Source organism: Niallia taxi (assembly GCF_004005475.1).
GTDB classification, from domain to species: Bacteria; Bacillota; Bacilli; order Bacillales; family Cytobacillaceae; genus Niallia; species Niallia taxi.
The window spans coordinates 1-23,484 of sequence record NZ_RZTZ01000026.1 but is presented as its reverse complement, the minus strand read 5'-3'; the positions used below and the strand labels follow the sequence as shown (position 1 = coordinate 23,484).

Sequence of the window (23,484 nt, the reverse complement as noted above, 5' to 3'; positions counted from 1 at the left end):
TGATTTATTACAATTACTATAGATATCAGTGGAACTTAAAAAAGATGACCCCTGTTCAATACAGAGATCATCTTCTTAAAACTGCCTAGGCTTTTTTTAAATGTCCTTTACAAAGGGTACACTTTATTATTTAAATGGGCGTTTTTTGTTTTAATGCATTTATATTATGAACACGTTATCCGCAGATGGGCCAACGACACAAGGAGGGATGGAATATGGATCTAAGTGGTGTATATAATTTGTTACAAACAGAATTTAAAGTGATTCAAAAGGAAAAAGAAAGCATTTGTGTTGTGCCGGTAAGTGGCGAAAGCTATCCTGAAACTACTGTCAAGTTAACATTCAATAAAGTAAGTAATCATTATGAGCTATATGAAATTGTTAGAGGAAAGGAATACAGTGTAGGTGCATTTTCAGATCAATATAACTCTGTATTGGCATTATACATCTTTTCGAAAAGTAAATTTGAAGTTAGAAAATATGATGCAAATGTTCAAAAGGTGATTGAGGATGCAGACTCTTTAAGTTATGTGGAAAAGATTTTCAAAACCCAATTAAATGAAAAATATTATTCATTACTAGAAATTAAGCCAAATAAAGTGATATTAGAAAAAGGCGTAAATAATAGATATAACGTTTTATTCTTGGGGAAAAATGACGCTAAGATTTATATAGAGGAATCTCGAAAATTAAATAGTGCCGCGATTGTACTTTACCATTTTTCTTTTAAATTAGGCCAGTTTTATGAGCTTATTACTAAAATTGATATGAAAACAGATCCTGATTTTCTAGAGACATTGAAAGAATTATATCTTATAGGTTGAAGTGTATAAATATTTAGGACCAATCCAATTTATAAAGAGTTCTTTTATCTCTTCTTAGGAAAAAATATCAATCGATTTACCTATTTAATAGTAAAGTTACATAAAGTACCATAAATAGTATAATTACATTATTTTCTTATGAAATGCCTTTTTTTATGATAATTTGTATTAAAAAATACAAATATTGGGTATAAATCATTGGAACAAACGTATCAACAGAGTAATAATACTACATACATATATGTTTTAACTGGAGGTTTTTGATGAATAAGGCATTGGTTATTTTATCAACACTGGCAGTTTTATTAGGGGGTTGCGGAGTGAATAAAGAGGAAGCTAACCAAACACAAGCAGGAGAAGAACAAAAAGCTCCGAAGGAAATGGATGCAAAGGACTTGCCACAGGTAACGGCCTTCCAAGATGAAGCAACAAGAGAATATATGGTGTCAACCAAAGAAGTAGAGCCTGGATACTATTTACTAGAATCCAAGACCAAAAGATTTAGAATGTTATTTCCTGATAACGGAAAAGTTATCTTGAGTAGGTCTAGTTACATTAGTGAGAATGAAGAAAGTATTGGTTTTAACAGTTATGATGAAGACAATAACATTTTATTTGATGGAAAAGTTACTTATTATAAAGGACATAGCTTCGTTCAAGATACTAAGGTCATGCTAGAAATCATTAGTGGAAAGAATGACTATACGGGAGAATACCACAATGAAGAGAATAATAACAACAATATTTATATAGCATCTAAGAAATATACCTTTGACAATATAGACAGAAAATATAACTTTACTTATGGCTATTTTGGTTTCGTTAAATTTGAGGAAGAAGATGAAGGAATTGAGTTTTCATTCAGCTACAGCTGTAAAGATGATGATAAAGCATGCAATTTAGAAGAAGGGGAAACAAAAAATTTAGCCGAAAAAATCATCGAATCTATTTCATTTTTAAGTAACGGCAAGGAATAATCCTATGAATAATACAGATTTGTTTTCGGATGAAAAAGTGAAATTACGTTTAATCCAATTAGAATATGATTACAAGGATGATTTTAATGTATCTACTGAGCAGGAATTAGAGGAAGTAAAGAAAAAATTCGAAGTAGATGTCAGAAGAATTTTTCTGGAGGAAACACAGCGAGAACTGCCAAAAAATATAGAAATATATTCATCTAATGAATTAATTAAACAGAATAAGGATTTGGATACGAATATTACAAGTTCTGGATATGACGGAACAGCAATTTATATAGAAGATAAGAGTAATGAGATAAATCAGCTCCATATTATTTCACAAGGAAGTCAAGAAAAAGAAGACTGGATATATAATGGTTTTGGTTTATTTCTTGGTATAGATGATAGTCAGTATGAAGCAGCAAAGCATTTCACGATTGAAGCAAAAGAAAAAACCAATGATGTTAAAAACTTAAAAACCTATGCCATGGGACACTCCTTGGCAAATAACAATCAAATTATGCTGCAATTAATAGATGGTGAGTTTGATGGAGTTTATGGAGTAAATGGTGCTCAGGTAAGTATAGATCATCTTTTAAATACAGATGAAGTTCTCTATCGAAATATGAGTTTGACCTTTAATAAATACGATAGCTTAGACTCTGTTCCAGCAGAAGAATTAAAAGCGGAAATCATAAAGTATTATGAAAATAAAGGAGTTACTGCACAAATAACACAGCGAATTTCCTGGGATGATCCCTTATATGGGGTCAGTGGAAAAGGTGACTTTATAACCTTTGGTGAAATTCAAATGACAGACACCAATTTACAGGTAGAAGGTATTAGGAATATCATAGACTCCATTCAAGATGAGGATGTAAGAAATGTTAAACATTATCTTCAAAAATATACAGATGCATATCAGCAAGGCGGCCTCTATGGATTTGTAAAGGCTTCAACTGGCATTGATATAGATTTAATTGAATCAGTCATGAATGCAGATGGATTTTTAGCAAAAGCGGGAGTAATTATTAATAACAAGGATGATTTAATAGCCATGGTGGGTAAAGTGTCCAATAATCTCCCAGCATTCTTAAATGTGTTTCATCAAATTATGGATGGTAGTGACATGTTTATTGATGGTCTTGCTAAGAATGGCTACCTCGATAAAGATTCACAAGCAAAGGTGAAAACAGAACTCCAGCAAGTAGATCAGCATGTAAGTAATATTGAGGAACAGTTTAATCAACTGATGCAACATCTGGAAGACAAAGAGTATAAAAAGGCTTATGATACCATCGTGGTTATTTGGAGTGAATATCAAGCTATTAGAGATTCATTAGTTGTTTTACAAGAGGAGTTAGAGGGACCATTAGAAGCGATAGCAGAAGGACACAGCATTCTCCCTCTTTTAAACGCTTTATCAGCCCTTGAGGGGATAAGTTACAGCAATGGTGACATTTGCTATACAGGACAAAGTAGTTCTGGAGAAGAAATTAAATGGAATATCTCATCTGCCGTAAGAATTTATCAACAAGGCATGAAAATAGTGGAAGATATAGAAGAGTCTATTCGAACCTATGAACGAATTTATAAAAATGAAATTGAAGATGATTTCCAGACTAAAAAACAAAGATTGATATATGAGATTCATCATATAGAGGCTAATCCTTCTGACTATCTATGGGACTTTCAATTTCTTCTCCCCAATCTAGGCAACTTGGGAAGCAAGATAGAGAGAATAGATGTTCAGGAATCATTTTATACGGCTCCATTACCAGAAAATAGCAGCATTGTGATGGAACTAAGAAAACAAGCAACAGAGAAGAGGCACTTCATTGAAGAAATTAGGGATAGTATTGAGTCACTCTTTGAAAAAGAAGAGTTAATTTCTCAGCTGTTTGATTTTAAAGGATGAAGGGGGCATGATTAAATGTCAGATTTTTCTTCCATAACGGAAAAAGTACATACTACCTATCGTTTTCTTTCAGAAGATGAAATGAATGGTAAATCCTCCAATTTAAATAAGCCATTGGAAGACGTATTGGAGGATATAAATAGATTAGGCAATTTATTAAAGGAAGAACTAGACAACCAGAATGGAGCTATTTCCAAAAAGATAGAGGGAGAATGGAATAATAAGGAAAAGAAGATTAAAACATCTATTTCTCATATGAAAGAAGAAAACATTTCCCATGTTCAAACATACAGGAATATCACAGAAGAATTAAGAACACAGGAGATCACACTTTACTATAAAAGGATGATACCTAGTTTTTAAATGAGTTTTTTCAAAAATCGACTGCTCCTAGGTATACTCTTCAGGTAAACAATTATGTACGGAGCAATTGAATAATTTGTTGCACTGTTTAATGGCGAGACGGTTGAAGTAACAGCATACCAAGATCTTAGGTGATAAATATGTCTAAAAATGAGTTCCTAAAAAAACTTAAGGCGGATAACTTAAATATTGGAGAAAATATAATTGTCCTTGATTATATAACGGATGAACCACTTGTGATGGGATGCACACAAGTGAATGAGGTTTGGAAAATATACGAAACGAAACAGCGAGGAGGTCACTTTATTATAAAAGAACTAACTGACGATTATGAAGCATTTGACTATTTTTATCAATTGTTATTAAGTAGGGATAATTATTTAACACAAAAATCATTTTGAGAATACCAAAATTATAGGTAAGACCTTCCTGCTAAAGGCTCTTGTTACTAAAAAACGGATTTTGATAAAACTTTGATATTTGGTTTTTAAGAATATATAAGAAACGGGGCTGTCCTATAAGGAAAGCTCCTTTTCCAGGTAAACAGATTCTGATTTTCTAGAAACTTTGAAGAAATTATATCTTTTAGGTTGAAGTTTACAGATATATAGGAGAAATCCAATTTCTAAAGAGGTTATATATACCTGGAGGTTTTTGATGAATAAGACACTGGTTATTTTATTAACTCTTACAGTTTTATTAGGTGGTTGCGGAGTGAAAAAAGAGGAAGCTAACCAAACACAAGCGGGAGAAGAACAAAAAGCTCCGAAGGAAATGGATGCAGAGGACTTACCACAGGTAACAGCCTTCCAAGATGAGGCAACAAGAGAATATATGGTGTCAACCAAAGAAGTAGAGCCTGGATACTATTTACTAGAATCTAAATCTAAGAAAATTAGAATGTTATTTCCAGAAGAAGGAAAGTATTCAGATTTATTATCTAGTTATAGCAAAAACGAAGAAAACATTGGTTTTGATGAATATGAAAAAGAGGCAAATACTTTGATGAATGGTCAAATTACCTATTACCAAGGACAAAGTTTTCTACAGAAAACCGATACAATGCTTGAAATCATCAGTGGAAAAAATAAATACTCAGAAGAATATCAGAAAGAAAATACTAAAGATACAGAAACATATATAGGGTATAAAAAAAGTACTTTTGATAATTTGGACAGAAAATATAATTACTCCTATAGATACTTCGGCTTTGTTAAACCAAATCAAAGTTTAGATGAGGGAGTGGAATATTCCTTTATCTTTACATGTAAGGACGATAATCAATCCTGTTCTTTAGATGAAAAAAATGCACGTGATAAAGTAAAAAAAATGATATCTTCCATCCAATTCATCAGTAATAAAGAGGAATAGGAAAATGAATAATGTGGATATTTTTGCAACTGGTAAGGTTAAGCTGTGATTAATCCTATTGGAGTACGCTTATAAAAATGATTTTAATGTTACAATCCATCTGAATTAGAAAAGGTGAAGTAAAGATTTGAAGCAGAGGTTAAACGTATTTACATGGAAGAGACACACCAGGGACTACCGAGGAACATAGAATTATACTCTTCCAATGAACTGATCAAGCTAAACAAAGACTTATATTCTAATAAATTATAAGGGGTGTACCAACCAAGGTGCACCCCTATTTTATATTAAAACGATAAAAAAACGACATATTACGACAAGTAAAGTTATGTTAGTGTATTAAAATGTAGTTAGTAATCAAAATTACCTAATCCAAAAGGTATATTTTTATTACTAATTGATTCATTTAACAGATAAAAACCAACTGGCGGAGGCAAATATGGCAAGTCCGATTACTATTCTCAAAAATGAGGAACAATTATATAAAGCATCTAATATCCAAGATGCTGCTAGATTTATGGCAAACCATCTAAATATTAGTAAATTGAAATTATATGATCCAATTGAACGGGGTTATGTTTATAACATTCCTTACTATGTAGAGGAAGATGAGTATGTGTTTTTTGCCCCTGAAGCTGTGGCAGCAAAAAGACGTGTGGAAATGGAAGAAAGAGGACATAAAAATGCACGTCGTGTTTGGTTAATACCTGCGAACCCTAATGATTATGATTTAGAACTTGCTTTCCAACGTTATGACACTATTGATTGGAGACGTTCGTATAACTACGAAAATGGTGATTTATTATTTATATATGTTTCTGGACATATAAAACAAGTACGTTATAAAGCGGAAGTTGTACAAGGTTACATAGACTTAAGTGATAATACATATAAATAGCAATTTTGGGCAGATAAAGAGAAATTTGAACAGGCAAAGGAATGGGATTGGACCCGCATACGATTATTAGATGAGGTTGATACGCCTCAATTGTCATTGGAGCAATTGAGGAATCATGGCCTAAAAAGTAATATTCAAGGATCGATAAAGCTAACTGGAGAATTGCGTGATTATATTATGAACACGTTCGAAGAAGGAAAACTAAACACAGGAGAAGTTAAAGAGAAATTAGCTGAAGAAGGAATTAGTGCAAAAACGAATGTTGATGTTCCTGCTGCAGTCTGGCTTGCTACTGCTACGCTAGCTTTCGAGGCTTATCATCTTTCTACTAATCCTACTGTAGAAACGATGTATTTTAAACAGAAGGAAATACAAAATAGAGCACAAGAATATTGTGGTAAAAATGTCGAGAACGCTAGAATTTCACAATGGTATAATGCTGATCACGAAAACCATACTTATAATTTCCTTCGTCAAGGAGAAGATGCAACTAGAAGGCTTTCTTATCCCGGAGAATTTAACGGAATAAAAGAACAGCCTGAATTAGATGAAGAAAATGCTATTCAAACTACACTTGGTGTTAAAGCTATCGGAGATATAAAACGGTTTATTAAATCAGAGTACACAGCATTATTTGCGACGGAGGACACTAATAATCTTATGGACAATATCGAATGTATTTCAATTTTAGATTATTTAGAAGCTTATGGAGGACAAGCGTATGAAAGTCCTGAAAGAGTGGATGACTCTAAAAGACAACACTATTTAGATATTAAGGCTGCAGGGAGCTCAGCGGTAAAAGAATTAGATAAAATGGCTGAATTATGCGCAGGTAGATTCGGTTTAATAAAATCCAGACCTTCAAAATGGTTAACTGGTGGGAACAATAAAGTTAGGAATTATCTCTGGATGCAGCTGAAGCTAGCCGGCTATGAGAGCTCTCCAACAAGCTTATCATTATTTGCTGAAATTGTAGGCGGACAAGCACGGTTCAAATTCTCCGTGGAATTACATGAAGCACAAAGTACAAAAGAGGACTATCAAAAGCATCATCGACTACTAGATAGAGATATATCGACTGCTTCTGATAAATTGTTTTATATATTAAGTGGTAATCAATTTGAAAAAGAAATGGAAGAGTTAAGTCTTACAACCGAAGAAATAAAGCGTAGAGTGGAAGATGGTACATATAAAAAAATACAGATGGCACGTGTCATTACTAGAAAAGATATTGAAGAAGAATTGCATGATAATTCTGGTATTATAAATGGAATGATAAAGGCTGTAGAGGCATTAATGCCCTTTTATCAATTAACTCTGGATAAATCTAGTGAAGGTCCTTTCGAAATTTATAATGAGGAAAATGAGGATGAAATAACTATGGAGAATACCAATAAAAATATGATTTTATATGGGCCTCCTGGGACAGGAAAGACATACAATACTGTCACGTACGCTGTTTCTATTATAGAAAACCAGTCTCTAGAAAATATTAAAAAGGAAGATTATGCGTCTGTATTTGAGAGATATAACCGATATAAAGATCAAGGTCGAATTGCGTTTACTACTTTCCATCAATCTTATGGCTATGAAGAATTTATTGAAGGAATAAAGCCAGTAATTAGCAAGCAAGTGGAAGATGAAAAGACAGATATTCAATATGAATATGCTTCGGGTATCTTTAAAAGATTCTGTGAGAAAGCCAATAACACAATAAATCAGAGTGGAAAAAATGGCCAGAACAAAAATAAACCGTATGTGTTTATTATTGACGAAATCAACAGAGGAAATATCTCCAAAATTTTTGGGGAATTGATAACATTAATCGAACCAACTAAAAGACTTGGTGAGGAAGAGGCTACAACTGCTATTCTTCCTTATACAGGAGATGAATTCGGTGTCCCAAACAACATATACATTTTGGGAACCATGAATACTGCTGATAGGTCGATTGCCCTGATGGATACTGCCTTAAGAAGAAGATTTCAGTTTATTGAAATGATGCCAGATGAGAACGTCTTAACCAAATTAAACATTCAGGAAATAGAAGGCATTAACATACAAAAAATGTTAAAAACAATTAATGAACGAATTGAGTATTTATATGATCGTGAGCATACGATTGGTCATGCCTATTTTACATCTCTAGCAAATGACCCGACAATAGATAAGCTTGCTGAAATATTTTTAAATGCAATCATTCCATTGCTTCAAGAATATTTCTATGAGGATTACAGCAAAATTCAACTTGTTCTGGGGGATAATGCAAAGGTGGATGCTAGTATTAAATTTATTTTGGATACTGACATTAAAGTGCGAGAAGTATTTAAAGGGAACCCGGATATTGATTTACCTGAGAAGAAGTATTCTATTCAAACAGAAGCTTTTTACAAGGAAGAAAGCTACAAACTAATCTATTAAAGTGGTGAAAAACATGGACAAGCTGTTAGAGGTTCGTGAGTATGAGTCCATTACTTGCAATGAGGATTATCGTAACGATCCTCATTATAGGTATTTAAATAAAGAAACTTTCACTGAGCTTGAAAACTTTATCCTAACCTTTAGTGAGAATCAATCCGGTGACGCTTTAGACTTTTTGAAAATAGGTGTACGACGGAATGTTGGTAAGGTTATTCAAGCGAAGAACTTTGTTGGGCTTATTCAAATGAAAAACGGGTTTCAAGTTCAAATCCTTCCAAAAGTAACTGCGAGTGAAATGGAGGATACAAAGACAACATTCCTACGAATGCTGCGCAGTATGAAGGATTTTCCAAGTAAAGTATTTAATGATTCAAGTTTAAAAATGGATCGTTTGAACCTATATGAAATTTTTATTAATATGTATATCCAGGAATTGCGTAACCTAATGAAAAGAGGGTTGCGCTCTGCCTATTTACCCATAGAAGATAACTTAAACTTTTTTAAAGGAAAACTGATTGTTCAAGAGCAAATAAAGAATAACTATGCTCATAAAGAACGTTTTTTTGTACGATACGATGAATTTGAGGTAAATCGACCTGAGAACAGATTAATTAAATCGACATTGTTAAAATTACAGAAGCTATCAAGTAGTTCAGCTAATATAAAAGAAATAAGGAAACTACTTACAGCATTCGAAATGGTCAAACCCTCTACAAATTTCACAAAAGATTTTTCACGTGTTGTAATAGACCGAAATACAAAGGATTACGAAATCCTAATGAGTTGGTCGAGGGTTTTTCTACTGAATCAAAGCTTTACCACTTTTTCTGGTAACACAACAGCACGAGCATTACTGTTTCCAATGGAAAAAGTTTTCGAATCATATGTAGCACAACATTTAAAACGAGTTTTAGCAGACCTACCATGGGAAGTATCAACCCAAGATAAAGGGCATTATTTATTTAATCACCCAAAACAATTTGCTTTACGACCAGACATTGTTATCACAAGAGATGATCAGAGCACGATTATCCTTGATACTAAGTGGAAGTCCCTAACCAATCAACCACGCCAAAATTATGGAATTTCACAGGCAGATATGTATCAAATGTATGCCTACTCTAAAAAATATCAAACACCAGAAATCTGGCTGCTTTATCCTATGAATGAAGAGATGAAGGATGCTGAAATAAGCTTTGAGTCCTTTTATCAGGATTTGGGTTTAGAGAATAAGATTCGATTGTTTTTTGTGGATGTTACTAATATTGATGAGAGTCTTGGAGTATTGCGTGGCAAGTTAATTCAAGGAATAGCAGTTAAGGAGCAAATGACCTGATGGTTTGGTTATTTGCTTTTTATCTGTTGAAAGTACTACTATACTTCTACAAAAAAATATAAATAATCAAATTTAATTGTAGAAATAATAGCAATGGACTACAGTCATTTCTATTCTCCTGTAAGCTTCCAAAAAAACACAAAAAACTTCCTATAAAAATCACTAAAACTAAATAAAAATCTCGTCCTCAAGACTGTTAGTCTTGAGAATGAGATTTTAAATCGCGGTGCCACCCCATTTTATTAGTATGTCGGCACAGTATCCACTTTTTGTGAATAGTCATGTGAATATAACTATATAATTGAAATGAAGGAGTATTTAAAAATTAAACTGCTTCATTACGGCATCTTTTAGTTCTTTTATACGGTGTTTACTTACTGGTATGGTAGTACTAGAATCATATAGAACTATATTAAATGAATTCATAAATTCATCTTTTTGAATTTTTTTTACTTTATTTAAGCTAACTAGATAGGATTTATGAATACGATAAAAACCATGTTTTAATAATTTCATTTCATGTGCTTCCAGTTTCTCATTACTTTCTATTCTTTCTCCGTTTGCAAGGTGGATCGTTGTTTTATTTAAGGTTTTACTAATAAATAGAATGTCATCTTTCTTAATTAACGAGAATCCTGTTGATGTCTTAACCCCAATTCGAAGATTATTTTGGCCGCCTGTATAATTGATCCTGCTTAATGTCTGAAACAATCTGAATACGTCTACTGGTTTAACAATATAATCTAATGGATAAAAATCATAGGCTTCTAAAGCAAACGATTTGTGATTACTAATAAAAATGATTTTAATGTTTCCATAATACTGATTAATATGTTCTGCTAATTTGAATCCTGACTGTGATGCAATTTCTATATCTAATAATGCAATATCTACGTTATTTTCACTCAAAAAAAGGGGGAGTAAATCACCATTTGTACAGGTGTATACCAAATTATAAGGAGAATCTTTAAAAATGTCCTTATATACATCCAATTGAATAGGATCATCATCTATGGCTAAAATGTTTAATTTGGTCATCTTAAATTGTCCCTCTTTCATTTTTCTTTACTTGGAAGGATAGATACATACATACATAAGAAATACTGTGATAAGTTACTTTTAATTTAATTTGAAAGTCGAAAATAAATTCATCAAAAAAATAATATATATCTATCTTTCTTTGAATATTAGTTTAGTTTTCATTAGTCTATCAGGTAATAGTCAATAATTACTAATTAGAATTGCTTCTTGGTTAAGTAAGTATACTGATTGTGCGGTTGAAATAAAACATGCTGCTATTTTTTATTTACTTTTCTGTGGGTATTATGACAAACATACTTAATGTTCGATTATTTAATTCTGGATATAAGTAACCGTTGTACTGTTCTAAGGTCATCATAATATTGTTTAGACCAAGACCATTTTTATCCTTCTCCTTGGTAGTAAAGCCATCCTGAAATATGTTCATTAAATCAAATGAATCTTGATTAATTTCATTTATAACCTCTACCACTAAATGTTGATCTTTAGAGAATTTAATTGTTACCTCTTTGTAGTTTGTTTCTATTAATCTGACAGATTCAAATGCATTAGTAATTAAGTTACCTATAATGTTATTAAATTCATAAACTTGCATAGGGATTCCTTCGAATGTATCCTCTACAATAATTTTAAAATGAACTCCATCCTTTTTAAATATTTGTTTGTATTGAATAAGTAAACCGGCTGTCGAAATATAATGTAATGGAAGTGTTTCGGAAGTGGTTTGAAACTCTTCTGTAAGTTCACCAAGGTACATTTTTAATTCATCTATTCTATTCAGATGGACTAGTGAATTAATTGTGTTAACCTGAAATATAAAATCGTGCCTTTGGGCTTGAATACCTCTTAAGTAAAACTTTGCGCTTTTTTCTTGTTCATTTACCATTATTTTTTCTGTTTCTACTGTCTTTTGAAAAATTATGTACCTTGTAAGATAAATAAAGGCAATAATGGAAGTGAGTATTAAATAAACGGAGGAAATGGTTACTCCATCTTGAATGATTTCAACGACAATTAGCAAGGATAAAACAACAAATACTGGAGAAGTCCACCAAAGTTTTGAGTTATTAGCAAAATAAACGTCATGGTTAGGAATAAGACTCAACTTTAATGACTTCATGAATAAAAACAATAAAGATAAAAGTACAGCGTTAATTAATGCAGTGATAAAGCGTATTTGATTATACGATAATGACTCCACATAAAGTAAATTCAAAATAATAATACCCACATATTCCACAATAAGCAGAAGGATCACACTTAAAAGCAGTGATAATAATGAAAAAGTAAACTTTACATTATAAAATTTTGTACAAAGAAAAGCTAAAATCATAACTGCTATAGATAACTTTAATAAGGGGTTTCCTAGTGATAGTGCTAAAAGTATAGCTGTACCAAAACTTATTAACAAAAAATAAATTAATCCCTTTTTTTTAAAATGCAATTTATTCAATAGCTGTAGTGTTAATAAAAGAAATGGTATTGTTGCAAAAAGGGCTCCAATAAAATCGATGAAAATCATGGTTCTTTTCTCCTGTTATTATGATTTGACAAGATGAAATAAGTACTAATGCAATATTACTGAATTGCAGATAATAACTGATAATCTATAGAGAATAATTATTTTTTATTAAAACGACACCTGTTACATGTTAAAAATGTCCTTTTAGATAATATATTATCCCTTTAACAATTTTTGGATATTAAATTATTGTAATTACTTTATAATAAAATAATTCAAATATAAGGTAGGTGGATTTTTTATAAAATAACGAAATATGTAATCAGTAAATAAAATTATGGGAGGACTTCTGTAATATTGAAATCTTATCTGTATACCAAATAACAATGTAACATCACCATTAAAATAAATCAATTTTTTACATTAGAGAGATTATTTACCAAAGTAATAAAGTTAATTTAACGAAAAATATAAATCAAACTTTAAAGTTAAAAAAAATAGACTACATCATGAATTTTTTTCCTCACAACATTAAGATTTATTATGACTTGGTACAGTGCTTAAAATAGTACCGAATAATACACTGTAGTATAGACCAAATAAAAACGCTGGTGATAATAATGAATGCTCAGTTTAAAAAAGGTGTACTTGAATTAATAGTTTTATTAATAGTAAACAAAGAGGATGAATATGGATATTCACTAGTAAAAAAGATATCTAATAAGATAATTATTTCAGAAGGTACTGTTTATCCAATATTAAGAAGGTTAGTAAAGGAAAAACATCTAACGACATATAATAAGGAATCTAACGAAGGACCATTTAGAAAATATTACAGAATTACAAAGTATGGGATAAGTCAACTTGAAACTTTAAAATATGAATGGAAAGAATTTTTCCTAATAATTAACTGTTTTATTGAGGAGAATGATAAGCTTGAACAAAAATGAATTTTTAAAATTACTTAAGAATAGTTTGAAGTTTATGTCTGAACAAGAAAAAGTTGACATAGTAAGTGAATATAATATGCATTTTGAAGAGGGAAGGCTTGAAGAAAAAAGTGATAAGGAAATAGCGGAAGAATTAGGGCAACCAGAAGAAATTGCTAAAGAATTAAATGCTGTTTATGCAGTTAATAGAGTTGAAGAAAATCGTAGCATTAAAAGTTTATTTACAGCAATGTTGTCAATTATGGGTTTAAGCATAATGAATTTTGTATTCATTATAGTAGGTTTTTTTGTGATGCTAATACTATTACCATTTTTTCTAGCTTATATCATTGGTGTTCCTGTAATGATTTTATCACCAATAATATTAGTAATAATGGGATTTATTAATGGGTTTAGTACAATTGGGGTTGGCGAAATAATTGAATCTTTAAAAGGGCTTATTTTCGGGGCTATTTTAGCATTCGCAGGTTATCTTTTAGGGGAATTATTGCTAAAAATATTGATTAAATACTTGAGATGGAATATGTCAATTGCGAGGGAGAAGAAATTATAATGAGACGGATTTCATATTTTTTCTTAGTTTTATTAATATTAAGTGGATGTTCACAGAAAGAAAATATAGAAGACACTGAAGATGAAATTCTTTCTACTCAGGATGTAGAAATTCCTAGTACTATTTTTACCTCTGAAAAACGAAATGAGAAAATAGATGAAGAAGAATCAAAATTAAGCATAAAAACATATCTAGATAGCTATGAAGAGTTAACTAATGCTAGTACACCATTTTTAGATATTCTCTATGATGGAGATGATAGTTTAAATGAAAATGAATTAGAGAAGTTTGATAAAATCACCAAACTTACTAAAGAAAATGATGAGAATTTTTCTAGCTTTATGTTAAAAAATACCTTACCTGAAGAATATCAAGCAGAGACTAAGAGAATTAGTCGATACATTACAGCTTCAAATGAAATTCTTTATGGACTAGATGAAACGCTTAGTAATATTACAGATGATCTAAATGAGGGGAAAATTCCTAAGATAAATATAGGGGCGATAAAAAGTAATACTAAAGTAGTGAATGGAAGAGAACAGAAAAAGATTGAGGACTTTCTAGATAAAAAAGGTATTAAAACAAAAGCATTTGGAAGAGAAATATAAATAATAACTAGATAAAAGAATTTTTTAAGGTATATAGCTTTAACATAGGTTTTTGAAATATATATTCAGTTAATTTCATTAAATGACTTAGTGGGCATAAGACGGGTACTCACCGATTTTATGCCTTTTTAGTTTTTCATTATACATAAAGATAACAGAACTTTGTTTATAGTTGTTCAGAACCCACTGAAGTGCATAAAAGTATAAATCTATTTCTAAACTTAAATCTCACAGAGGCTATAGAAAAAACATAGCTTTCTCTCATCTTCTAATATGAAAAATGGAAATAAAGCTGTTTTTACGCTCACTTTAGAGATGATAAATTGCCAATTGGATAGACCAGATTATGAAATTTTATTTCTACATGATTTCTATTTGCCCTTCAAATCCTCTAACGCCTGCTGCATGAGGACACTTTACATTAAATTCCCCAGTCGAAAACCTTTCTTTTATTTGTAAGCTGCCAGGTAAACCATATTAAGTGCAATCTAGATTAATTATAGGTCCTTTTCCACTTAATAGTATCTCAATACTGAAAGTGATTACGTCATAAACTTACTTATTAAAAAGAAAGTTTGATTTGATAGATTTTTAAGATAATCCATACCTGGGTTCAAATTACTTTAACATACATTCATTTCGATTTTTTATAAAAAAGTAAAAAGATACCATGCTGAACAAACAAATAATAATTTCCACTGTCCTTTAGTGGGAAGCATAACAGCATGTGTAGGGAGTTCATTGTATTGAGGAACTTATAAACCCTTTATATACACTGACCCTCTTTCTCTAGTAGATGTTTATTTGCTGCCCACAAAAACATAGTATTGTGCATTGAATTCTATTATACATAAGATACTACTTTATAAACAAAATATTGAACCTTCTTTAATTTGGTAGTATTTTGGTAATATACCAATTAAAGGAATGTGGAAATGAATACAAATAATGAAAATAAAGCATGTAATACTGGATTACTAAAAATAAAACAAAATAAAAATAAATTTATAAGTAATGCCTCACTAATAAAAGGTATGAATAATCCATTGGTTTGTACTGCAGCACATTGTGTTTTTGATTGGTATAAGCAATTAAATGCAAATGAAGTAACCTTTATAACTAATGATAACAAAGAATATGAGATTGAAGAAATCTACATTAGTAGTGAATGGGTTAATAATGGAGTAGTAGATTATGATACTGCTTTTATGACATTGAGAGAACCCACATTAAAAACGGATTATATGGCAAAACCGATTTTTAATAATGTTTCAAAGAACCAAAAGGTTCTAATTCCTTACATTATAAAAAATTTATTTGGAAAGAAAAAAGTACAAATGGTAGAAAACATTAGTTTTGAAGATCATATACACAATTCATCTCTATTAGGTTTAGAAGGCAAATTAGAAGTGGGAAGTTCGGGGAGCCCTTGGTTAATTAAAAAGGAAAATGAGTACTTTCAATTTTCTAACACTAGTTTATCGTTTAATAGTGTTCAGAATATTGTTTGGGGACCCTATTGGGGTGAACAAATAGAAAACTTATTTTTACAAGCAAATAAACAAGATAGTAACTTAGATAATATAAAAACATTCAAACTATAAATTTTAATCATCGAAGGGAGGTGTTATAAATGTCTAGAGCAGATGTTTTATCATTACAAAGTTTAAAAAACTATAAAAAAAGTGACGAACCGATTGGTTCAAATGTTAGTGTGAATTGTAAGAAACACAGTAGTTTAAGTATTTTCTTTTGTGTTAGTCCTAGATAATTATTATAAATTAAGCACAAATTAATTAGGTTAATTTGTGCTTAAATCGAGGTGTTCATATGGATCACAGATATATAAAGTACATAAATAAAGGTTATTACTATAATGTTGCAAGTGAAGTCGATCAAGGATTATTTAAATTAGAAAGTTTACCAGATAATTATGCATTAATTGCTGGTGAACATTGGACAAATGTATTGGCGAAAAATGGAGAACAATTACCCTACCAGGGTTGGAAAATTCATATTAGTACGACTATGAAAGAAGCACAAAAGACTTTAAATATTGTCTCTAAACTAATGATAGAAAGAGATATTTCATTTAAATACGTTAAAAGTAATACAGAGCTATTGCTGAAAGATTCAAAGTATGGAGATAGAGGTTCGTCAGGGAAGTTTATAACTATATATCCTAAGAATACTGATCAATTTATTGAATTATTAAGTTTGCTAGAGAAGAATTTATCCCAATTAAAACCAGGGCCCTATATTCTAAATGATAAAAGATGGTATCATTCTAATGTTTATTTCAGATATGGAGCTTTTATACCTAGAACTACATGGATAGATGGGAAAAAAGTCGATGCAATTGAAAATTTACAAGGCGAACTTATAGAAGATAAAAGGGTTCCTTATTATTATCTTCCTGACTTTGTAGAAGAACCACTAGAAATTATTAAGATGGATAAAGTACTAGATCAGTCCGATACTACCTCTCCCCTAGATGCTTATGATATAAAAGAAGCTTTGCATTTTAGTAATGGAGGCGGAGTATATATCTGTGAAAATAAAAGTAATATGAAGGTTATTCTAAAAGAAGGAAGACCTCATGCTGCAGTAGATGCACAAGGAAGAGATGCATTTTCTAGGATAGAGAATGAAAGTGCGACACTAGATAAATTAGAAAAGACAAAATACCCTGTTAAAAAGATAAGTTCCTTTTGTGCTTGGGAACATTATTTTATAGAAGAGGAGTATATAGAAGGTGATTCACTGTCAGAGTGGATTGTTAAGAACTATCCTTTTAGCAGTACTCAAAAAAATGAGTCGTATACTAGCTCGTGTATAAATATTATCAATCAACTTATTGAGGCGATAGAAGAAATACATATAAATAATGTGGGAATGGGTGACTTACAACCTGCAAATGTCATCATAACTCCAAATGAACAAGTTCGATTAATAGATTTTGAAACAGCGAGTACTACAAATGATTCTCTTTCTGGATTAATGACTCCTGGTTTCATAGGAAATCAAGAAATGAATAAAGAACAAAGTGATTGGTTTGCGTTATTAAGGATAGCAAAACAATTATTTTTACCAATTGGTAACGTGCAAGATATATCTTGGAATATGGAGGCTATTCATAGTAGTTGGATTGAAGTTGAATTTGGAATAAAAGCAAAAGAAATTATAGAAAAGGTAGAATCTATATGCAAATTTCATCAATCAAGGCCAATGGATGAGTTACTGAGTACAAATGGTTTTCTAAAACAAGAGTTTAATTTATCAGATTTGAAAACTAAACTACGAAATGCAATCATTAAAGACACAAAAAATGAAGATAGACTATTACCAGGAGACATTAGGCAATTTGAAATGGAATCAGGAATGACGAATGTTTTGACTGGTGGTTTTGGTATTGCAATGGCATTACATAGAACAGGTGGGATAGATCAAAAAGTAAAGGATTGGCTTGATAAACAAGATATTAAAGACCTTGTTCAATTAGAAGATGGTTTATTTACCGGTAAGATGGGAGTAGCAACAGTTTTATGGGAACTTGGGTATGTTGAAAAGGCAAAATCTCTATTCGATTCTGTGAACAATTTTGAACAAATGGAAGATGTATCTATTGTTTCAGGATTAAGTGGAATCGGTTTAGCATACTTAGGATTTAGTTATGAAGTAGATGATCCTAAGTACCTAGATAATTGTCTTCATATCGGAGAGCTATTAGCAGAAAAACTCAACTCTAATGTGCCGATCATAACTTTTGATTATGATGTTGTTGATAAAGGAATTATGACCAGTTGGTCGGGTGTTTCTTTGTATTTTTCTGCACTGTATAAAAAAACAAGAGACGAGAAATGGTTATTATTATCAGAACAAGCATTAGAAAAGGAACTAAAATTAGGTTTATTTGATAGTGATGGTTTATATCAGATTGATGATGACTATAGGATATTACCGTATCTTGCTAGCGGTGGAAGTGGCTTAGCTATCCCTATTGTAGAATTCGAACTAACTTCAGAAATGCAGAAATGGAAGAAAGAAATTGATGGTATTAGTAAAATACCAAAAAGTAAATGTTTTTTTAATGCAGGATTATTTCAGGGTACTACTGGAATTTTAGCTATTGCAAATCTAATAGAATTATATACTCAAGAAAATAATTTGGTAAAATCCGCCTTATTCACACTTAATTTACACTTATTAGAGAAAGATGACTGTATATTTGTTCCTGGTGATTCATGTTTTAGACTTTCGGGTGATATTATGTCGGGTTCTTCAGGTTTATTGTTAACAGTACATGATATTTTAGAAAACAGAAACTATTCATGGTTACCTTTACTCAATTTAGATAAGCTATTTAATTCTTCAAACTTTAATGGGGAATTGTCAAATAAAAGGCCTGAGTTATCCATCTTAGGTGGGTAGGTTAATTTTAAAAATGTAAAATTTAACTATATTTGTTAAATTTAGCATTTATATAATTTGTATATTTATAGATTTAATTGTTGTAAGACTAAGACAATGGTTTTTTAGGAGGTGATGAAAAATGAAAAATGTTCTCGGTTTGCAAAAATTGGATAAGAGAGAACGAAAAGAGAACCCATTAAAATCAAGCGTAAGTCTTGGTTGTTCTCCTTCCAGTAATACTAGCTGGTTCTTTTGTTAATTGTTAATCCTTAATTAGTATTACAAACTGATTTTCCATTTAAAAAGAACTAAATAAAAACCATAGAAAGAAGGTATTAAGAATGAATAAAGTATTATCTTTACAAAAAGAAACTATATCAAAAGATGTGCAATTAAAAGCGAAATCATCTGGAAGTATTGTATGTAAAAAAAGCAGCAATGCAAGCTGGTTTTTCTGTTAAGAGGATTCAAAAAAACATTAGAAAGAAGGAATTATAAATGAATAAAGTACTATCTCTACAAAAAGAAACTATATCAAAAGATGTGCAATTAAAAGCAAAATCGTCTGGAAGCATTGTATGTAAAAAAAGCAGCAATGCAAGCTGGTTTTTCTGTTAAGAGAATTCAAAAAAATACATTAGAAAGAGGGAATTATAAATGAATAAGGTACTATCATTACAAAAAGAAACTATCTCAAAAGATGTACAATTAAAAGCAAAATCGTCTGGAAGCATTGTATGTAAAAAAAGCAGCAACGCAAGCTGGTTTTTCTGCTAAGCGAATTCAAAAAAATACATTAGAAAGAGGGAATTAAAAATGAATAAAGTACTATCATTACAAAAAGAAACTATCTCAAAAGATGTGCAATTAAAAGCGAAATCGTCTGGAAGCATTGTATGTAAAAAGAGTAGTAATGCAAGCTGGTTTTTCTGTTAAGAGAATTCAAAAAACATTAGAAAGAAGGAATTATAAATGAATAAAGTACTATCTCTACAAAAAGAAACTATCTCAAAAGATGTGCAATTAAAAGCAAAATCGTCTGGAAGCATTGTATGTAAAAAGAGTAGTAATGCAAGCTGGTTTTTCTGTTAAGAAAACTAAATGATTATTTCTGTAAAAGACAATAAGGTTTGATTTATCAAACTTTATTGTCTTAATTTAATGAGGTGAATCTATTGAATGCATATAATGTGCTTCTACTAGCAATTAATGATAAAAAGAAAAAAATACTCCTAATTACAATAATATTCGTATCAATTCTATTTACAGTTGCCGCTCTAGTATTTCCACTTTTTGTGAAAGACACTATTGAAAAATTTTCAGTTAATGATTTAAGCTTTTGGATGGTTGGAAGTTTGGTCTTATTCTTAATAATAAAGTCCATAATTGAAGCAATAAATCAGTACATAATATCTAAATTTGGTAATATGGTAATCCGTGATTTGCAAAAAGATACATACAATAAGATTATCTATTTTAAGGTTGATTTTTTTGATGATTACCATAGCGGAGAGTTGTCTAGTAGGATAGTTAATGATACAGAAATTATTAAGGATTTAATAACGCACCACATCCCAAAACTAGTTACGGGAGTAATTATGATACTAGGTGCATTAGTATTAACAATCATATTGGATTGGAAACTTACAATTGTTATCCTAATGATTGCTCCATTTATATTTGGTATCATATTCCCGCTTATGAGAAAGGTGGAGAATACTGGGGATAGACAACAGAAAGAAATATCTGTTTTTATTTCAAAAACTCAAGAGACCTTTAAAAATATTAAAATGGTAAAAGCTTCTACGGCAGAAAAACATGAAAGATCTTTAATGTATAAGTGTATTAATAGACTATACTCTGCTAACTTATATGAAAGTAAAATTTTCGCACTGGTTGCTCCTTTAGTGAACTTTTTACTTATCCTAGGTTTATTAATAGTGGTTGGTTATGGAGCTTATAGAATATCCGTTGGTACTTTATCTATTAGTACATTAATTGCATTTGTCATTTATGCCTTTCAAATGATGACCCCAATGAGTTCAATTAGTGGGTTTATAGGAGAGTATCATAAAGCGAATGGTGCTATTAAGAGCTTGAATAACATATTGAGTAATAATGAAGTTGAATATACTGGTAATACAAAATTTGGATTTCAAAAAGAATTAGCTTTTAACGAAGTTAATTTTGGATACAAAAATAATCAAATTCTAAGTGATATTGGTTTTACGATAAAACGAGGAGAATCTTTAACTATTGTTGGTCCTTCAGGATCTGGAAAAACAACTATAATTAACCTATTGGAGAAGTTTTATCATCCCTCGAGTGGATCTATAACAATAGATAATATCAATATCAATCAATTGGATACTTATGAACTAAGAAAAAACATCGGTATAGTAAGTCAAGGTTCCACCTTAATTAGCGGTACTATATTAGATAATCTGCTTTACGGCCTTGAAGGAGAGAATGTGGAAAATTCTAAAATAAGACAGGCTTTAAAATATGCAAATTTAGAAGAGTTTGTTAATAGACAAGAAAACAACCTTAATACACACATAGGGGAGAGCGGTGACAAATTATCAGGAGGAGAAAAGCAAAGATTGAATATAGCTAGGCTATTTTTAAAAAATCCGGATATAATTTTGTTAGACGAACCTACATCTAATTTAGATATAGAATCTAGAAATTTAGTGTTAGATTCAATAAAGGAACTTACAAAAGACAAGACAGTAATTAAAGTAACTCATAATTTAGAAGAAGTTAAACCAGGTGACAATATATTATTTATTGAAGATGGAAAAATTGTTGGCAAAGGCTCACATGAAAGAGTTAGTGAAGTTAATCAAAGGTATAAACAATTTATATCTTCAGCTATGTAATTGTAGCTAACGGTTATAAATTTTGACAGTAAGTAGTTCAGTAAGATATAAGTTAGGATATTCCATATTATAATATTAGACGGAACTCTGAATCGTGAGTTCCGTCTTTTGGTTAAATAAGAAGTAATTATTTATCTAGTAAAAAGGAACTTATCTAAGAGCCTAATTTTATTACTGATCGATGAAAGGAGAATTCTGTTGAAAATGTAGATTTAAAAAATTGAAAGTTTTTTTTAAGAAGGTAATCGAAAAAAGGAAGAGTATTGATAGATTTTATGAAATAGCTAAATAAAAAGGGCTATTTAAAAATTCATTTAAACTGAGGTAATTATATTGAAAAAAATAATAAAACCAGCAAGTTACAAGCAACCTGCTGGAAGGGTACAATTACATCTTATGATTCTATAATATGTTCTTTTAAGTATTTTACCAATTCCTTAGTGCCTGTATATCCTAAATTTTGATAATCTAAAAATTCAGCGACAATTACAGTTGTATTAGACCCAACCTTTTCCTTTGATACATAAATAGTTTTGTTACTAGCTTCTAATACCAATCTTTTAAATTTAATTTCCGGACAGATATTTTGAAATAATATTAATTTGGTTTGTACATCGCCAAAGGATAATAAAATCGGAATTTTAAATTTACTCAATATATTTTTAAAAAGGTCTATTCGTTTTAATACCCATTCATTGTATTGGTATTCAGATTGCCCTTTAAATTGAAACGCTTGTAAGTATTCTTTTCCGTTAATATTCTTATAAGGAAATTGGTTGTCTCTTTCATTTCGTCTTGGTAGTGGGCGCCAGTCAAATAGTGCACTTTTTAAACCGACTTTATTTGAATTTAGACCACCATTCGAAATGAACTTCCTTACATTTTCAAGTTTAGCTATATCACCTTTTTGAATCAATACAACTTGAATAATATTAATTTTTACTTTCAGTACATAACCATTCGTGAGAATGGTGGATTTGAGTCAATAATTTGGACACAAAAAAGTTAAGTATTTAAGCGGTTCTTCTAATCTGATCCTCCATAGCTTGAGGTGTTTGATAGCCGATGCTGCTGTGAATTCTGTTTCTGTTGTACCAGCCCTCTATGAACTGAAACATGGCCAGCTTCGCTGCCCGGTAGTCTGTGTACTGGGTATGATAGACTTCTTCTTTCTTTAATATAGCGTGAAATGACTCTATACAGGCATTGTCATAAGGACAGCCCTTCTGACTGAAAGACTGCCTGATACCGTATTTTTGGACATGCTGAGTAAACTCACTGCTGGTATATTGTGAGCCAAGATCGGTATGAAGAATTAAGCCCTTTCGGTGCTTTTGAGAAAAACAGGCGTTTTGAAGTGCTTCGATCACTAATTCCGAAGTCATAAAACGAGAAAAAGAATAGCCAACAATTTTTTTCGAATGCAGATCCAATACAGAGGCCAGATAGCACCAGCCGTCTTTTACCGTAGGAATATACGTA

The 23,484-nt window shown here is 30.8% G+C and carries 27 protein-coding genes and 1 pseudogene; 24 read left to right on the top strand and 4 right to left on the bottom strand.

Annotated features, from left to right (window positions below; translation table 11 throughout):
* From EM808_RS27300 to EM808_RS27255, 11 genes and pseudogenes are all read left to right on the top strand, one after another.
* Positions 1-89, top strand: an 89-nt coding sequence (locus EM808_RS27300; RefSeq protein WP_164849711.1) for an IS3 family transposase, incomplete at its 5' end; no start/stop codon positions are given.
* Positions 90-215: 126 nt separating this feature from the next.
* Complete coding sequence (locus EM808_RS27295) at positions 216-824, top strand: hypothetical protein (protein WP_127742824.1); 609 nt, start codon at positions 216-218, stop codon at positions 822-824.
* Positions 825-1,087: 263 nt separating this feature from the next.
* Complete coding sequence (locus EM808_RS27290) at positions 1,088-1,801, top strand: lipoprotein YvcA (protein WP_164849812.1); 714 nt, start codon at positions 1,088-1,090, stop codon at positions 1,799-1,801.
* Positions 1,802-1,805: 4 nt separating this feature from the next.
* On the top strand, positions 1,806-3,704 hold the full coding sequence (locus EM808_RS27285; protein WP_127742822.1) for a DUF6792 domain-containing protein: 1,899 nt from the start codon (positions 1,806-1,808) through the stop codon (positions 3,702-3,704).
* Between the two features lie 15 nt (positions 3,705-3,719).
* Positions 3,720-4,067: a hypothetical protein gene (locus EM808_RS27280; protein ID WP_127742820.1), complete on the top strand. Its 348-nt coding sequence runs from the start codon at positions 3,720-3,722 to the stop codon at positions 4,065-4,067.
* Between the two features lie 140 nt (positions 4,068-4,207).
* Positions 4,208-4,468 carry a hypothetical protein gene (locus EM808_RS27275; RefSeq protein ID WP_127742818.1) on the top strand — a complete coding sequence of 87 codons (261 nt, stop codon included), beginning with the start codon at positions 4,208-4,210 and terminating at the stop codon, positions 4,466-4,468.
* A 256-nt stretch (positions 4,469-4,724) separates the two neighbouring features.
* Positions 4,725-5,438: a lipoprotein YvcA gene (locus tag EM808_RS27270; protein ID WP_127742816.1), complete on the top strand. Its 714-nt coding sequence runs from the start codon at positions 4,725-4,727 to the stop codon at positions 5,436-5,438.
* A 138-nt stretch (positions 5,439-5,576) separates the two neighbouring features.
* Positions 5,577-5,690: pseudogene (locus tag EM808_RS29930) on the top strand (hypothetical protein); the annotation flags it as partial.
* Between the two features lie 187 nt (positions 5,691-5,877).
* Entirely contained in the window at positions 5,878-6,336 is a 459-nt protein-coding gene (locus tag EM808_RS27265; protein WP_127742814.1) for a hypothetical protein, read from the top strand.
* Between the two features lie 105 nt (positions 6,337-6,441).
* Positions 6,442-8,757 carry an McrB family protein gene (locus EM808_RS29375; protein WP_235856734.1) on the top strand — a complete coding sequence of 772 codons (2,316 nt, stop codon included), beginning with the start codon at positions 6,442-6,444 and terminating at the stop codon, positions 8,755-8,757.
* A gap of 13 nt (positions 8,758-8,770) precedes the next feature.
* Positions 8,771-10,093 carry an McrC family protein gene (locus EM808_RS27255; protein WP_127742812.1) on the top strand — a complete coding sequence of 441 codons (1,323 nt, stop codon included), beginning with the start codon at positions 8,771-8,773 and terminating at the stop codon, positions 10,091-10,093.
* 318 nt (positions 10,094-10,411) lie between these two features.
* Here EM808_RS27255 and EM808_RS27250 read toward each other — a convergent pair whose 3' ends face one another.
* Together EM808_RS27250 and EM808_RS27245 are read right to left on the bottom strand one after the other, a co-directional pair.
* Positions 10,412-11,131 (bottom strand): LytR/AlgR family response regulator transcription factor, encoded by a 720-nt coding sequence (locus tag EM808_RS27250; protein WP_164849811.1) that lies wholly within the window; start codon positions 11,129-11,131, stop codon positions 10,412-10,414.
* A gap of 268 nt (positions 11,132-11,399) precedes the next feature.
* Positions 11,400-12,656 (bottom strand): sensor histidine kinase, encoded by a 1,257-nt coding sequence (locus tag EM808_RS27245; RefSeq protein ID WP_127742808.1) that lies wholly within the window; start codon positions 12,654-12,656, stop codon positions 11,400-11,402.
* Positions 12,657-13,216: 560 nt separating this feature from the next.
* Between EM808_RS27245 and EM808_RS27240 the strand changes: the two genes are divergently transcribed.
* From EM808_RS27240 to EM808_RS27215, 13 genes are all read left to right on the top strand, one after another.
* Positions 13,217-13,546, top strand: coding sequence for a PadR family transcriptional regulator (locus EM808_RS27240; protein WP_127742806.1), 330 nt, complete (start codon positions 13,217-13,219; stop codon positions 13,544-13,546).
* Positions 13,524-14,099, top strand: coding sequence for an HAAS signaling domain-containing protein (locus tag EM808_RS27235; protein ID WP_127742804.1), 576 nt, complete (start codon positions 13,524-13,526; stop codon positions 14,097-14,099). Before EM808_RS27240 ends, EM808_RS27235 begins: the two co-directional genes overlap by 23 nt.
* Complete coding sequence (locus EM808_RS27230) at positions 14,099-14,707, top strand: NDxxF motif lipoprotein (RefSeq protein ID WP_127742802.1); 609 nt, start codon at positions 14,099-14,101, stop codon at positions 14,705-14,707. Before EM808_RS27235 ends, EM808_RS27230 begins: the two co-directional genes overlap by 1 nt.
* A 935-nt stretch (positions 14,708-15,642) precedes the next feature.
* Positions 15,643-16,311, top strand: coding sequence for a trypsin-like serine peptidase (locus EM808_RS27225; RefSeq protein ID WP_127742800.1), 669 nt, complete (start codon positions 15,643-15,645; stop codon positions 16,309-16,311).
* Positions 16,312-16,340: 29 nt separating this feature from the next.
* Positions 16,341-16,478, top strand: a complete 138-nt coding sequence (locus tag EM808_RS28855; RefSeq protein ID WP_164849810.1) for a class III lanthipeptide — start codon at positions 16,341-16,343, stop codon at positions 16,476-16,478.
* 59 nt (positions 16,479-16,537) lie between these two features.
* Positions 16,538-19,138 (top strand): class III lanthionine synthetase LanKC, encoded by a 2,601-nt coding sequence (gene lanKC / locus EM808_RS27220; RefSeq protein ID WP_127742798.1) that lies wholly within the window; start codon positions 16,538-16,540, stop codon positions 19,136-19,138.
* Between the two features lie 121 nt (positions 19,139-19,259).
* Entirely contained in the window at positions 19,260-19,379 is a 120-nt protein-coding gene (locus EM808_RS29925; protein ID WP_191965117.1) for a class III lanthipeptide, read from the top strand.
* Positions 19,380-19,461: 82 nt separating this feature from the next.
* Positions 19,462-19,581, top strand: coding sequence for a class III lanthipeptide (locus EM808_RS28995; RefSeq protein WP_191965118.1), 120 nt, complete (start codon positions 19,462-19,464; stop codon positions 19,579-19,581).
* Positions 19,582-19,618: 37 nt separating this feature from the next.
* Positions 19,619-19,738, top strand: coding sequence for a class III lanthipeptide (locus tag EM808_RS28990; RefSeq protein ID WP_191965118.1), 120 nt, complete (start codon positions 19,619-19,621; stop codon positions 19,736-19,738).
* Positions 19,739-19,777: 39 nt separating this feature from the next.
* Positions 19,778-19,897 carry a class III lanthipeptide gene (locus EM808_RS28985; protein ID WP_191965118.1) on the top strand — a complete coding sequence of 40 codons (120 nt, stop codon included), beginning with the start codon at positions 19,778-19,780 and terminating at the stop codon, positions 19,895-19,897.
* Between the two features lie 39 nt (positions 19,898-19,936).
* Entirely contained in the window at positions 19,937-20,056 is a 120-nt protein-coding gene (locus tag EM808_RS28980) for a class III lanthipeptide (RefSeq protein ID WP_191965118.1), read from the top strand.
* Positions 20,057-20,092: 36 nt separating this feature from the next.
* Complete coding sequence (locus tag EM808_RS28975; RefSeq protein WP_191965118.1) at positions 20,093-20,212, top strand: class III lanthipeptide; 120 nt, start codon at positions 20,093-20,095, stop codon at positions 20,210-20,212.
* Between the two features lie 83 nt (positions 20,213-20,295).
* Complete coding sequence (locus EM808_RS27215) at positions 20,296-22,002, top strand: ABC transporter ATP-binding protein (RefSeq protein WP_127742797.1); 1,707 nt, start codon at positions 20,296-20,298, stop codon at positions 22,000-22,002.
* Between the two features lie 394 nt (positions 22,003-22,396).
* Here EM808_RS27215 and EM808_RS27210 read toward each other — a convergent pair whose 3' ends face one another.
* The gene (locus tag EM808_RS27210; RefSeq protein ID WP_127742795.1) at positions 22,397-22,918 is read right to left on the bottom strand and encodes a hypothetical protein; all 522 of its coding nucleotides are present in this window, start codon (positions 22,916-22,918) and stop codon (positions 22,397-22,399) included.
* Positions 22,919-23,015: 97 nt separating this feature from the next.
* Positions 23,016-23,484: IS3 family transposase (locus EM808_RS27205; RefSeq protein ID WP_127742793.1), on the bottom strand; the 469-nt coding region annotated here is incomplete at its 5' end.

Bases quoted from the DNA above. Each gene is read 5' to 3' on its own strand.
- EM808_RS28980 (WP_191965118.1), top strand. From the start codon at position 19,937: ATGAATAAAGTACTATCATTACAAAAAGAAACTATCTCAAAAGATGTG.
- EM808_RS27265 (WP_127742814.1), top strand. From the start codon at position 5,878: ATGGCAAGTCCGATTACTATTCTCAAAAATGAGGAACAATTATATAAA.
- EM808_RS27225 (WP_127742800.1), top strand. From the start codon at position 15,643: ATGAATACAAATAATGAAAATAAAGCATGTAATACTGGATTACTAAAA.
- EM808_RS27290 (WP_164849812.1), top strand. From the start codon at position 1,088: ATGAATAAGGCATTGGTTATTTTATCAACACTGGCAGTTTTATTAGGG.
- EM808_RS27240 (WP_127742806.1), top strand. From the start codon at position 13,217: ATGAATGCTCAGTTTAAAAAAGGTGTACTTGAATTAATAGTTTTATTA.
- EM808_RS27295 (WP_127742824.1), top strand. From the start codon at position 216: ATGGATCTAAGTGGTGTATATAATTTGTTACAAACAGAATTTAAAGTG.
- EM808_RS27285 (WP_127742822.1), top strand. From the start codon at position 1,806: ATGAATAATACAGATTTGTTTTCGGATGAAAAAGTGAAATTACGTTTA.
- EM808_RS27245 (WP_127742808.1), bottom strand. From the start codon at position 12,656: ATGATTTTCATCGATTTTATTGGAGCCCTTTTTGCAACAATACCATTT.
- EM808_RS28990 (WP_191965118.1), top strand. From the start codon at position 19,619: ATGAATAAAGTACTATCTCTACAAAAAGAAACTATATCAAAAGATGTG.
- EM808_RS27250 (WP_164849811.1), bottom strand. From the start codon at position 11,131: ATGACCAAATTAAACATTTTAGCCATAGATGATGATCCTATTCAATTG.
- EM808_RS28995 (WP_191965118.1), top strand. From the start codon at position 19,462: ATGAATAAAGTATTATCTTTACAAAAAGAAACTATATCAAAAGATGTG.
- EM808_RS28855 (WP_164849810.1), top strand. From the start codon at position 16,341: ATGTCTAGAGCAGATGTTTTATCATTACAAAGTTTAAAAAACTATAAA.
- EM808_RS27270 (WP_127742816.1), top strand. From the start codon at position 4,725: ATGAATAAGACACTGGTTATTTTATTAACTCTTACAGTTTTATTAGGT.
- EM808_RS27235 (WP_127742804.1), top strand. From the start codon at position 13,524: ATGATAAGCTTGAACAAAAATGAATTTTTAAAATTACTTAAGAATAGT.
- EM808_RS29925 (WP_191965117.1), top strand. From the start codon at position 19,260: ATGAAAAATGTTCTCGGTTTGCAAAAATTGGATAAGAGAGAACGAAAA.
- EM808_RS27230 (WP_127742802.1), top strand. From the start codon at position 14,099: ATGAGACGGATTTCATATTTTTTCTTAGTTTTATTAATATTAAGTGGA.
- EM808_RS27255 (WP_127742812.1), top strand. From the start codon at position 8,771: ATGGACAAGCTGTTAGAGGTTCGTGAGTATGAGTCCATTACTTGCAAT.
- EM808_RS27280 (WP_127742820.1), top strand. From the start codon at position 3,720: ATGTCAGATTTTTCTTCCATAACGGAAAAAGTACATACTACCTATCGT.
- EM808_RS28975 (WP_191965118.1), top strand. From the start codon at position 20,093: ATGAATAAAGTACTATCTCTACAAAAAGAAACTATCTCAAAAGATGTG.
- lanKC (WP_127742798.1), top strand. From the start codon at position 16,538: ATGGATCACAGATATATAAAGTACATAAATAAAGGTTATTACTATAAT.
- EM808_RS27275 (WP_127742818.1), top strand. From the start codon at position 4,208: ATGTCTAAAAATGAGTTCCTAAAAAAACTTAAGGCGGATAACTTAAAT.
- EM808_RS28985 (WP_191965118.1), top strand. From the start codon at position 19,778: ATGAATAAGGTACTATCATTACAAAAAGAAACTATCTCAAAAGATGTA.